Origin of the sequence: Paenibacillus sp. YAF4_2 (assembly GCF_052113225.1) — a bacterium.
GTDB lineage: Bacteria > Bacillota > Bacilli > Paenibacillales > Paenibacillaceae > Pristimantibacillus.
The window spans coordinates 645,783-657,620 of record NZ_JBFRCT010000001.1; the positions used below are offsets into that span (position 1 = coordinate 645,783).

General features: G+C 49.8%; 11 protein-coding genes. All 11 read right to left on the bottom strand.

The window, feature by feature from the left end; genetic code table 11:
* Window positions 1-108: 108 nt before the first annotated feature.
* On the bottom strand, window positions 109-1,152 hold the full coding sequence (gene add / locus AB4Y93_RS03300) for an adenosine deaminase (protein ID WP_441888907.1): 1,044 nt from the start codon (window positions 1,150-1,152) through the stop codon (window positions 109-111).
* A gap of 207 nt (window positions 1,153-1,359) precedes the next feature.
* Entirely contained in the window at window positions 1,360-2,601 is a 1,242-nt protein-coding gene (locus AB4Y93_RS03305) for a pyridoxal-phosphate-dependent aminotransferase family protein (protein ID WP_441888909.1), read from the bottom strand.
* Entirely contained in the window at window positions 2,598-3,854 is a 1,257-nt protein-coding gene (gene allC, locus AB4Y93_RS03310) for an allantoate deiminase (protein WP_441888911.1), read from the bottom strand. Before allC ends, AB4Y93_RS03305 begins: the two co-directional genes overlap by 4 nt.
* A gap of 15 nt (window positions 3,855-3,869) precedes the next feature.
* Window positions 3,870-5,276, bottom strand: a complete 1,407-nt coding sequence (locus AB4Y93_RS03315) for an allantoinase (protein ID WP_441888913.1) — start codon at window positions 5,274-5,276, stop codon at window positions 3,870-3,872.
* Between the two features lie 12 nt (window positions 5,277-5,288).
* Window positions 5,289-5,669 (bottom strand): hydroxyisourate hydrolase, encoded by a 381-nt coding sequence (uraH, locus tag AB4Y93_RS03320; RefSeq protein WP_441888915.1) that lies wholly within the window; start codon window positions 5,667-5,669, stop codon window positions 5,289-5,291.
* 5 nt (window positions 5,670-5,674) lie between these two features.
* Window positions 5,675-6,634 (bottom strand): factor-independent urate hydroxylase, encoded by a 960-nt coding sequence (gene pucL, locus AB4Y93_RS03325; protein ID WP_441888917.1) that lies wholly within the window; start codon window positions 6,632-6,634, stop codon window positions 5,675-5,677.
* 15 nt (window positions 6,635-6,649) lie between these two features.
* A complete protein-coding gene (gene uraD / locus AB4Y93_RS03330; RefSeq protein WP_441888919.1) occupies window positions 6,650-7,144 on the bottom strand; it encodes a 2-oxo-4-hydroxy-4-carboxy-5-ureidoimidazoline decarboxylase in 495 nt (164 codons plus the stop codon).
* On the bottom strand, window positions 7,125-7,646 hold the full coding sequence (locus tag AB4Y93_RS03335; protein ID WP_441888921.1) for a (2Fe-2S)-binding protein: 522 nt from the start codon (window positions 7,644-7,646) through the stop codon (window positions 7,125-7,127). Before AB4Y93_RS03335 ends, uraD begins: the two co-directional genes overlap by 20 nt.
* Window positions 7,643-9,955, bottom strand: a complete 2,313-nt coding sequence (gene pucD / locus AB4Y93_RS03340) for a xanthine dehydrogenase subunit D (RefSeq protein WP_441888923.1) — start codon at window positions 9,953-9,955, stop codon at window positions 7,643-7,645. The genes AB4Y93_RS03335 and pucD overlap by 4 nt, the downstream gene beginning before the upstream one ends.
* Window positions 9,956-9,976: 21 nt before the next feature.
* A complete protein-coding gene (locus AB4Y93_RS03345; RefSeq protein WP_441888925.1) occupies window positions 9,977-10,879 on the bottom strand; it encodes an FAD binding domain-containing protein in 903 nt (300 codons plus the stop codon).
* 19 nt (window positions 10,880-10,898) lie between these two features.
* Entirely contained in the window at window positions 10,899-11,828 is a 930-nt protein-coding gene (locus tag AB4Y93_RS03350) for an ABC transporter permease (RefSeq protein ID WP_441888927.1), read from the bottom strand.
* Window positions 11,829-11,838: the final 10 nt, after the last annotated feature.

Consider the following 11,838-nt stretch of genomic DNA (forward strand, 5'->3'; position numbering starts at 1 on the left):
TTTTCTTCACGCTGAAGGTTGGCAGGTAACCTATGATAACGTTCCCACACTACTCGGATAGGTTCGCCATCTATTCCGTTATCCCTGCCTTCCCGCGCAAAAATAAGACTAGAGTGATAGATCAAGTTGGTTCAGGGCACTTTGTACAGCCGCTTTCAGCTCTTCTTTTTCCTCGCCTACCAGAAAGGCTGCTTCCGCGCTGTTCATAGCGAGCTGTGCAAGCTCCTTCAGCGTGAAGCCGCAATGCTCTGCCAGCATTTCGTACTCAAGGTTCATCGTTGTGCCTGAAACGGTCATATTGTCCGTATTTACCGTAACGATGATGCCTTGCTCCATGAAGGAACGAATCGGGTAAGTATCCCAGCCGGATACGGCCTTCGTCTGAATATTGCTCACGGGGCACATCTCCAGCGGCGTTCTAGTTGCCTTTACTAATTCTATGACCGTGGGATCTTCGGTAATACGAACACCATGACCAATTCGGCGCGCACCAAGTCTAGTGATCGATTCGCGTACATTACCCGAACCGCCGGCTTCTCCTGCGTGAATAGTAATTGGCAGCTCGTAAGAGCTTGCAAGCTCGAATACTGAACGATGAATTTGCGGCGGGAATCCCGCTTCGTCACCTGCCAGATCTACGGCCACTACTCCTTGACCGTAATACTCTTTTGCAGCCTCTATTACCTCAAGATTCTTCTCGACGGAATCATGCCGCATGCAGATCACAATGACCCTTGCTTTGATACCGAACAAATGTTCTCCATCCCGTAATCCGGCAATCGTATGACGTATGGCGTCACTTGCAGACAGTCCTTCGAGCGTATGAAGCATCGGGGCAAAACGTACTTCTACGTATAAACAGCCTGCTTCTGCCGCTTGTTGAACGACCTCTTGCGCAATACGCTCAAGGGCTTCAGCCGTCTGCATAAATGGCAGCACAAAATCAAACTTACTCAAATATTCCACCAGACTAGTACAGTTCTCATCTATTTGCATCCAAGGTGTTAAATCACCTTCTGCTCCTGCAGGCAGTGCTTTCCCTTGTGCCTCAGCAAGCTCACGAATCGTATCCGGCTTCACACTGCCGTCCAAATGCACATGCAGATCGATCTTGGGCAGTCGTTTAATTTGTTCCAGCAAAGCTTGATCCATGATGTAACACCTTCCTTCCAGTTCGATTATTCAATAGGTCGATAGCAGAAACGGCATCTCCCTTCTAAGCGTTAGCCGAAGGTGGATACCGTTTCAAATATAAGAAAGTATATGTTTTGCTCAATACAGGGCTTATATTTCACACGCGAAATGTATGCTGATCCTTCTTAGAAGGGAGCAGCCGTTTACGCTCGTCTCGTCATTTTACTATTTTTGCTCATAAACATCCAGTGCAGCCTGTAATCCCGCTCCGGTATGAATGGATGCACCATGACGGAGCAGCACCGCTTCCAGTGCACCAAGCAATTGGAGGATGTTCGTCTGGCGGCAGCTATAGCCCATCGTGCCGATCCGCCATATTTTCCCTTTCAAGCTGCCGAAGGAGCTGGCGATTTCAATACCAAAGCTGTTAAGCAGCATATTGCGGACCGATTCTCCGTCAATGCCATCTGGGATGTTGATACACGTAACGACAGGAAGCTTGCAGCTTGGATCACCATATAAGGTAAGCCCCATCGCTTCGAGGCCCGCGACCAAAGCCGATTCATGAAAACGATGACGCGCAAACCGTTCATGTAGTCCTTCATCGAGCACGAGACGTAGTCCTTCCCGCAGGGCATACAGCATAGAGGTCATTTCGGTATGGTGATTTAGCCTAGCCGAGCTCCAATAATCCTGTAACTGGCTGAGATCAAAGTAGTTGCTCCTAATAACCGGTGGGCGGTTAACTAACTCGTCCGTATTTGAATCTAGTGATGTACGCAATCCACGTTCGATTGTTTTACGAGCATTGATCTTTTTCGCTGCGATATCGTTATACGTAATAGGAGCCATACCGGATGGCACGGACAAACATTTTTGCGTACCACCGATAACCGCATCGATACACCATTCATCTGTCAGAACAGGAACGCCGCCAATCGTGGCCACTGCATCTACGACAAAGAGTATACCTAGCTCTCGGCATGTTTTGCCGATCTCTGCGAGCGGCTGTATACGACCTGTAGAGGTCTCCCCGTGTACCATCAGCACTAGCACTGGCTTCACACGATGAATAGCGCTGATCACTTCCTCAGGTGCGAAGACAGTGCCCCATTCCTTCTCGATTGAAGTAACCTCTGCGCCACAGCGTTCCGCGATCTCAAAGAGCAGATTGCCGAAGCGGCCATAGATCGGAATGAGCACTTTATCCCCTGGTTCAATCAAACTCGTCAGAACAGCTTCGATTCCGGAGCGCGAAGTCCCATCAATCGGGAATGCCCATTGGTTGCTCGTCTGGAAAAGAGCACGCAGCATCTCCATCGTATCGTTCATATAGGAGGTGAACTCCGGATCGAATTGGCCGAGTATCGGATAAGAAAGTGCACGAAGGACTCTTGGGTCCACTTCAACAGGGCCAGGAGTCATAATCGTTCTTTGGGATGGCGCTAGTTCGGCATATTGTTTCATGGTAATTTCCCCTCGTAGGCTAACTCGTATAGTAATGCGGCAAGTACGGAGACTCCCTCAGCCAGCTCTTCAGGTGATGTATATTCCTGCGGAGAATGGCTGATACCTGACTTGCTAGGCACGAACAGCATTGCCGTTGGACAAAGCCCGGTAAACATTTGAGCATCATGTCCCGCACCACTAACCATTCTACGGTATGGCAGAGACAAATCATTCGAGATACGCTCCAGCTTATCACTTAGCTCACGGTTCATTGGTGCAGGCTTTGCTTCGAGCCAAGGAACAATTGTTAGTTCCAGTCCCCGCCACTTGGCTACTTCATTAAACTTCGCAATGACATTATCGCAAAATTTTGCAATAACCGCTTCATCAATATGCCGGATATCTACGGTAAAGCTTACGGATCCAGGTACAACGTTAGGCGTGTTCGGCAAGCACTCGATTCGACCAACTGTAGCGACAAGCGGCTCACCGCTTAGGAGCGCATCCGCTTCAAGCTGAAGGATCATCTCCGCGGCACCAACCAAGGCATCATGACGCATGGACATCGGTGTTGTTCCTGCATGATTCGTCTCCCCGCGTACGGTTACAACATATCGCCGCTGACCAACAATCGCTTCAACGATACCGATCCGCTTACGCTGACGCTCTAGGACTGGGCCTTGCTCAATATGAAGCTCAACGAATGCGCCAATATCCCGCCTTATGCTTGCTTCTTGCTCCGGCTTGCCAAAGCCTGCTGACTCCATCGCTTCTTGCAGGCTTATGCCATCGGAATCAAACACAATGCCGCCGCTTTGCCAGTCGTATAACCCTGTCATATTGCCTGATCCCCAATAAGTGAGAGGGAATCGGCTGCCTTCTTCCTCGCAGAAGGAGACAATCTCAAGTGTATTTATCGGTTGTCCATACGTATCTTTCAAGTAAGTAACAGCTGCAATTGCTGCGGCGATGCCATAGGCACCGTCGTATTGACCCCCCGAGCGTACCGTATCGATATGGGAGCCGGTCAGAATAACAGGAGCTCCTATGGTGCTTCCTTCCAGACGACCGAATAGATTACCCACACGGTCAAACCGGACATCCATGCCAAGAGTCTTCATCTGCTCCGCCAAGTAAATTTGCGCTTGCAGCCATTCAGGAGAGTATAAAAGCCTCGTCACTCCTCCTTGTTCATCTGCGCCAAAGGAGGCCAGTTCATCAAGAAGGCGGGAAACAAAGGAGGCGGCTTCTTGTTCCATCGGTATCCTCATCGTAACAGCCTCCTCTTATGGGGTTTGTTGGGGTGTATGAATAGGCTTCAGCAGAAGTTGTCCTTGCTTCGCCGCTTGTACGCCAAGTTCTTCTGAATAAACGGTTATGCCTCTGACCAAGGTTGTTGTCACTTTGCAGGTGAATTCCCGGCCGATATAAGGGCTGACTTGATGCCTTTGCCATAATTGCTCACTTGTCAGGGTATATGAACGGTTCGGATCCACAAGCACCAGATCAGCATCTGCTCCTTCAGCGATAAGACCCTTCTGCGGGTATAGTCCAAACCGCTTTGCAGGTCCTGCTGACAGCAGTTCCGATAACTGATGCAGCGGAATTTGGCGTTTCACCCAGCCTTCATCCAGCATAAGCTCCAGACTGCTTTGTGCACCGGCAATGCCGCCCCATGCTTCGAAGAAGGTAAGGGACTCATTAAACTTCAGATCCGGCGGACAAGGCGAATGATCGGAGGCAATCACATCAAGCTTCCCTTCCTTAATCAGCTGCCATAGTCCTTCCTTCTGATCAACATTCCGAAGGGGAGGCGCACATTTGGCAGCAGGGCCAATAGCAGCCATATCTTCATCGGTCAGTACCAAGTAATGAGGACAAGTCTCGACCGTCACCGCGACACCACGCTTCTTCGCCCGGTCGATCAGTTCGACGGCTTCTACACTGCTGATATGAACAAAATGAACCTCACAGCCCGTTTGCTCCGAGAACAGAATTGCTTTGTTCACCGCTTCGAGCTCAGCAATGACTGGGCGGGATTGGACGAAGGCACGGGCATCGGTACGACCCTCACGAATGGCTTGTTCAGCCAAATGGGAAGTTATTGCATCACTCTCCGCATGGAGGGCGACAAAGCCGCCTTCGCCTAATGCGGCAATTCGCTTCATCCCTTCGTATAACGTCCAGTCATCTACCTCACGGAACCGGCCTTCTCCTTCACCGCCTGGATTGGACATGAATGCTTTAAAGCCTCGTACCCCGTTGGCATACATGGCTTCCAGCTGATCTAACTTACCCGGAACCAAGCCGCCCCAGAATGTGTAATCAACAGCTGAGTTTCCTGCAGCCAGCTTACCCTTTAGCTCCAGCGCTTCCGGAGTAACTGTAGGCGGATTGCCGTTAAGCGGCATATCCGCATATGCTGTACATCCACCGGCAGCGAGTGCTGACGATCCGGTCGCGAATCCTTCCCAGTGACCGAAATTTGGTTCATTAAAGTGAACGTGGATATCGATCATGCCTGGCATCACATATTGGCCCTCAGCATCGAGCACATCATCAGCAGCAGAATCAGCGAGTAAGTCCGAGATCGATGCGATTTTACCAGAAAGAATACCAATGTCGAGTTTATAAGTTCCATCAGGAAGCACGACCATCCCGTTACGAATAATACGATCAAAAACTTGGTTCATCCTGCTTCCCTCCTAGCTTCCTCGATAGGTGCTGTAGCCGCCTGGTGCGACCAGCAGCGGAATATGATAATGGGCATTTGCATCTGAAGCATAGAACCTTATTGGAATGCGGTCGAAGACTGGCTCAGCTTCGAGAATATGTCTTCTTCGCTCATCTCGGAAATAGTTTCCTGCGCAAAACACAATCTCGTAAACGGCGGCGAGCATTTCATCACTATCAAGAAGAGGGTCGTTAAGCCGCCCGTCTTCATTTGTTGCTGCTGTTCGTAATAACGTACGGCCTTCCACGGAGCTTTCTGTATGCTCGATCAACCACAGTTCAACCTGCAAATCTGCTGCAGGCTTGCCTCTTGACGTATCCAGCACATGTGTCGTAATTCGTCCGCCGCTCATCCAGCTCACTCCCCGCCTTGAATCAAGTCTTCTTGGGTCATCGTAAAGCCTTGGAAACCAAATGGCGGACGTGGTTCTGTATAGACACCAGCTGGATCAGCTTCTGTATTATCTACGATCGTCTCCCAAGTCCGGTTATTGGATTCGAAACGAACCTCGGACAATTGCGGGAAGCGGGTTAATATACGAAGTCCTACTTGGTAGATCAAGAACTGGATGGATGGCGATTTCAGTTCATGGAATAGGTTGTGCGTAATATCGCGAATTTGTTCCGCCGGAACATAGCTGCCAAGCTCGGCATCAAGCGCATGCTCGGGATCAGCATACTTCCAGAACACATCCAAGAAGATAAATAGAGGGCGATCATAGCTCTCCGGTAATGTCGTATATTCATCACGAACAAATCCATAGAACGAGCTGCCGCTTACTTTGATCAACTGGAGATCCGTAATCGCACATTCATGTGATTCAATCACTGGCGCACCATCTTTGCGGGTAAGCTTCATAGAAACGCTGGAATGATCATTATGCGAACGGCGGTAGACGAGAGGGCTTGGCTCTAATCCTTCACCTGAAGCAGAAGCAACCACCAAAGTTTGGAACGGAATACGATCCGCACTGAGCTCCACCGCATCAATATGCGGGTATCTATCCATAAATTTCGAGCTGATAAAGGCAAGCAGTCCTTCTGTGGTGCTTCCTTCATAAGAAGCTGTATTACGCAGGATGAAATTTTTCATCGAATCCGTCGCCACAACAAGGGAGTTATCCCCTTCAGTAAACGAGGTGAGAAGCTGTTCGCCACTTACGGCAAACGTTATATTATGGGCAAAGATGACATTGCTATCACCAGTATAGGCGGATTCAGGAACTGCTTTTACAGATAATGGATTAGCATATGTGCGATAGGAGAGTACATCACCTTTACCATAATAAAGAGTACGACCACTGCGAAGTTTAAGCATGAATACCAGTCCCTTCTATTCTGTAATGAGATCGTGTAATCGAAATTTCGTAATTCGGGCGATTTGCCATAATGCCTCGTCTGCTTCATCTTTCAAGCTGTTATCGATTCTATCTTTCATAGCGGCTAAGATATCAGACTTGTTCTTTCCTCGAACCGCCAGGATGAAAGGGAATCCAAATTTATCGGTATATTGCTCATTGGAAGCCGAGAATACCTCGAACTCTTCCGGTGTCAGCCGGTCAAGTCCCGCTCCTTGCTGCTCCTTCGTCGAATATTCGCCGATCTTGATTCTTGTAGCCAGATCGGGATGTGCCCGGAATAATGCGATCTTTGATTCTTCGGGGGAATTTACAACAACTTTGACCATTGCATCATGCAGCTCATCAATTGAGCGGAAAGGACGAGCCTCGTAGGCTTGCTCGGCCACCCAAGGGGAATGCTCGAAGACAGCTCCAAGAGCTTCGGTAAACTGTTCCTTCGTCAAATCATTAATCAATGATAGATTCATAGGCTTCCTTCCTCCACTCTATCGCTTTCTGTACGGCTCTCTTAATTCCGCCATAACCGGTACAGCGGCATATATTGCCGGATAACGCTTCTTCAATTTCGAGTGCACTAGGATCAGGGTTATGGTCAAGGAGTGCTTTCACTGAAATAATCATGCCTGGCGTGCAGTAGCCGCATTGGAAGCCGCCTTCCTGGAGAAAAGCACGCTGGATCGGGTCCATCCCGCCAGCTGAGACACCTTCGATGGTTGTGATCGACTTGCCTGTACATTGATAAGCCATCGTAAGGCATGAATTGACGGGCACACCGTCTACCATAACCATACAAGCACCACATCTGCCGATATCACAGGAACGCTTCGTACCTGTCATCGCCAGATCGTCACGCAGGACAGACAACAGGCGTTTGGCTGGAGGGACATTCAAGCTGATCTCACTGCCGTTGATGGTGCAGGGAATTGAACTCGTGTCTAGTGGAGATACCGGCTTCATCGAATCTTTCATTCTCTGCTCACCGCCTTATCTAGTAAAGTGTCGAAAGATTCGGCTTGCAATAGCTCAGGATCAATAGGCAGCTTCGTTACCCGTATGCCTACCGCGTCATAGATCGCTGCTGCTATCGCTGGTGCCAGCGTTACCGAGCCAACCTCGCCGATGCCGCGTGGTCCATAGTTATCACTTTCCGGCAATTCTTCAATCGGCTGGACATCAATCGTCCCTCGATGCTCAGCGATGGTTGGAACAAGATACGTATCCAGGTTTTTCGTTACATATTGGCCGCCGCTCATGACGGCATCCTCTGTAAGCGCAAATCCGAGCGCCATGCTGCTTCCGCCTTCAATTTGTCCGAGAAACCCTTGCGGATTGATGACCGGACCGGCTGCAACCGCATGATATTGATGAAGCACACGGACACGCCCAGTTAATTGATTCACTTCTACCTTCACGGCAACTGCAGAGTACGTATACAGAAAATGGGCGCCCACCATATCGGTTGCTGAAGTCGGGAAGTTGAATTGCGTTGTACAGCTAACTGGTTCGCCGCATACGGCTGCAAGTTCCGGATAAGAGATTAGACATTTGTCTGTAAGTGTATCCGGACTAGCATCGATGCCATATATACCACCTTCGCCAAATCTAAGCTGTCCGACTGGCATCTTAATATGCTCTGCTGCCTTGCCAAGAACAGCTTCTTCAAATAATGGCCTCAGGTTCTGCAGTGATTTCCACATCATACTTGTAGCTCTGGAGGCAGTCGTTGAACCACCGTCAGGTACGACATCCGAATCACCGATAATGATGCGAATGTCTTGTGCCGCGAAGCCGAACTGTTCGATCAGCATTTGTTCCAGGGAAGCAATAAGTCCTTGACCAAACTCTTCATAACTGAATACCGCTTCGATCTTGCCATCACGAGCAAGCGTTAGTCGGCCGCCCCCCGGATCGGGGATACCAAAGCCAAGTCCGGCTCCATGCATCGTAAAGGCAGCACCGATACCTGTATGGATCCATGGTTCAACCAGCTCATCCTCCTTGGCGTTTGATTTGCCACGTTCCTGCCACAACGCACTGGATGTCATCGCATCAGATACCTGCTTTGCACCTTCCGTCGTTGCAATCGGCTGATTAAACGGACCAAGATCCTCTGACTTCCGCATATTGACTAGCCTCAGCTCCCAAGGATCCATGCCGAGCTTTTCCGCCAGACGATCGAATTGACCTTCAAGCGCAAATATCGCCTGATTGCCTCCAAAACCACGGAACTCGCCCGACATACCGTTATTCGTATAGACCGAGAACCCATCAACATCGAGATGTTGATATTGATAAGGACCAATGACATGCTCGACAGCAAAGTTTAATACTTCTGCTCCTAAGGTGGCATACGGTCCAGTATCTGCAATAATCCTGACTTGATGGGCGATCAGCCTTCCGCTCTCATCAACACCGGTCTTCATCGTAATTTTCATCGGATGCCGCTTGAGACCCGCCCGAACCGATTCCCATCTGGAATTATGAAACTTCACCGGACGATTCGTTACTCTTGCGAGCAGCGCTCCATATGGCTGGACGTTCAATTCATCTTTACCACCAAAGGATCCGCCTATAGGACTGGATACGATCCGAATCTCACTTTGTGGAATGGCGAGAATACGAGCGAGCTGCATACGGTCCATAAAACCGTGCTGGGTAGGTGCATAGACGGTTAACCGGCCATCTTCACCAAAGATGAATAATCCCCCTTCGGTCTCCATGTACGTATGCATCTGCCGAGGCGTGTAGTACGTCTCTTCCACGACATGCGCACAGCGGTCAAAGCCTACAGATACATCACCACGCTTGAATTCTTTTCGGTGAAGCAGATTGCCTTGCGGATGAAGCTGAGGCGCATCATCCGTGAGCGCATATTCCGCATCCTCAACGATTGGAAGCAGTTCATAATCGACCTCAATCAGCAGCAGCGCCTGCTCTGCGATTTCCAGTGTATCCGCCGCTACCGCTGCAACAGCATCACCGACATAACGTACGCGATCCTCGCATAGTACCGGCTGGTCAGGTTGAGCGATTCCATATCGATTCAAGCCCGGAACGTCTTTATGTGTTATAACGGCATGAACTCCATCCAGTTCTGCAGCCTTATCCGTCCGGATGGCTGTAATCCTCGCATGCGGATGAGGACTTCGAAGTACTCGGCCTATCAGCATATCTGGGGCTGTCATATCGGTTAGATAAGCCAGCTTCCCCATTACTTTATCGGGACCGTCAGGACGATTCCGCCAGCGGGCTCCGCTTCCTTGTCTATTTAACAGCATGTTTGACCACCCACCCTCTCTTTAACGAGCCGTTCTTGCTGCCTTCCATAATTCCGAGGCAATCAAATTCGCCGCTGCTTTCTTGCGATAGCTGACCGGTACGAACGCATCACCCTTAGGCTCGAATTGTTCGACGATCAAGGCATACACCTCTGTAATCGTCTTCTTATTCGCAAGCTTGCCGTTTAAATACGATTCGATAGATTCCAAGCGATACGGAATTGTCTGTCCGCCGCCAAGTGCAAGGCGTACATCGCTCAGCCGATCCTCTGAATTGAGCTGCATCGTTAGCGCAGCTGTGACAACAGATGGTGTAAAGGCATCCCGTCTGCCGACTTTATGGTAAGCGACGAATCGCTTCGTATTCGAATCTAGAATGGGCAAAGTAAGCACGACCGACATAAGCAGCCGTTCCTTCCAGGCAGCATGGGCCGAAGCCGTAGACAGCCATTCCGACAGTGGCTCCTGGAGACCATTTGTACCATCATGCCAATGCAAGACGGAATCATATAGGAGCAATGCCGGCAGCGAATCACCAACCATCGACAAGATATTGCCGCCGATTGTAGCCAAATTACGAATGGACGGTGCTGCAATATTGCGAGTAGCTTCGGCCAGGACCGGGAAGCTTTCTCCTACCTGCGGACTCGTTCGAATATTCGATAGAGTTGTCATAGCCCCGAAGCTCCCTGTTCCTGACACACTATCGATCTCAAATCCATGCAGCTCTTCAATTGCTCCAATATTAATGAAGTGGTTCGGCATAACCGCCAGCCCCGACTCCCATTGCGTCCGCAGCAGTGTAGCTCCTGCGGTAAACACACCTTCCGTTCCAAGCGTCTGCTTCAGCTGCCAAGCCTCCGCAGCACTCCTTGGATGCCATACGAAAGGAGCTTCAGCCACTCCTTGTGCATTCGCAGCCATAACTCCATCCCCTTTCGCTCTAGAATCTTTGTTCACGAATATATGGTGTACCAAGTGATTCCGGTGAGCCCGACGGCTTGTTGCGGTTACGCCAGCCGAGGAACATCAAGACAAGAATCGTAACGATGTAAGGAATCATTTTGAGGAAATAGGATGGAATCTCGCTGCCTATTAATTGTATGCGGAAGCCGATTGTATCCAGTGCACCAAAGAAGTAAGCACAGAACAAAGCGCGAATTGGATTCCATCTTGCGAAGATAATGAGAGCTACAGCAATCCATCCACGGCCCGCTGTCATTCCTTCGATCCAAGTAGGCGAATACACCATAAGCAGATCCGCACCAGCAAGACCAATCAACATCGAACCAATAATGATATAGCCGTAACGGAAGGTCTGTACCCGAATCCCCATCACATCTGCCGTTGGTGGGTTATCGCCGATCGCTCTCAGGTGTAAGCCCCATGAAGTCCGGTGAATGTATAAGTGCAGAACAATAACAAGAATGAAGCTGAACCAGGTTAAAACATCAAGATGTGCGAATATTCCGCCAATAATAGGTACATCTTCGAGCCAATTCAGGTTAACCTTTGGTACAGCACCAGCAACTGGCTGGCCAGTGATGCTTTTCCCGATATATGCGCTAAGTCCGGTGCCAAATAACGTTAAGGCAAGACCACTCACAATTTGATTCGCCCTCAGCGTGACGCACATAAAGGCATGAACGACACCAAGTACAGCGCTGATTGCACATGCGGCAAGCAAGGTAAGAGCTAGATTGCCAGTGTGCAGGTATGTCATACAAGCGATAACAGCCCCCATTAACATAAGTCCCTCGGCGCCAAGCTGGATAATGCCGGAGCGTTCGATCAGTATACCGCCCAGCGTTGCGAATAAGAGCGGTGTGCCTGAAGAGATGGCGGCCACGATAATTTGTACAAATACATCCATTGTCTACACC

Coding starts and splice junctions, on each gene's coding strand:
- allC (WP_441888911.1), bottom strand. CDS start 3,854: ATGAGGATACCGATGGAACAAGAAGCCGCCTCCTTTGTTTCCCGCCTT.
- pucL (WP_441888917.1), bottom strand. CDS start 6,634: ATGCTTAAACTTCGCAGTGGTCGTACTCTTTATTATGGTAAAGGTGAT.
- pucD (WP_441888923.1), bottom strand. CDS start 9,955: ATGCTGTTAAATAGACAAGGAAGCGGAGCCCGCTGGCGGAATCGTCCT.
- uraH (WP_441888915.1), bottom strand. CDS start 5,669: ATGAGCGGCGGACGAATTACGACACATGTGCTGGATACGTCAAGAGGC.
- AB4Y93_RS03305 (WP_441888909.1), bottom strand. CDS start 2,601: ATGAAACAATATGCCGAACTAGCGCCATCCCAAAGAACGATTATGACT.
- add (WP_441888907.1), bottom strand. CDS start 1,152: ATGGATCAAGCTTTGCTGGAACAAATTAAACGACTGCCCAAGATCGAT.
- AB4Y93_RS03350 (WP_441888927.1), bottom strand. CDS start 11,828: ATGGATGTATTTGTACAAATTATCGTGGCCGCCATCTCTTCAGGCACA.
- AB4Y93_RS03315 (WP_441888913.1), bottom strand. CDS start 5,276: ATGAACCAAGTTTTTGATCGTATTATTCGTAACGGGATGGTCGTGCTT.
- AB4Y93_RS03345 (WP_441888925.1), bottom strand. CDS start 10,879: ATGGCTGCGAATGCACAAGGAGTGGCTGAAGCTCCTTTCGTATGGCAT.
- uraD (WP_441888919.1), bottom strand. CDS start 7,144: ATGAATCTATCATTGATTAATGATTTGACGAAGGAACAGTTTACCGAA.
- AB4Y93_RS03335 (WP_441888921.1), bottom strand. CDS start 7,646: ATGAAAGATTCGATGAAGCCGGTATCTCCACTAGACACGAGTTCAATT.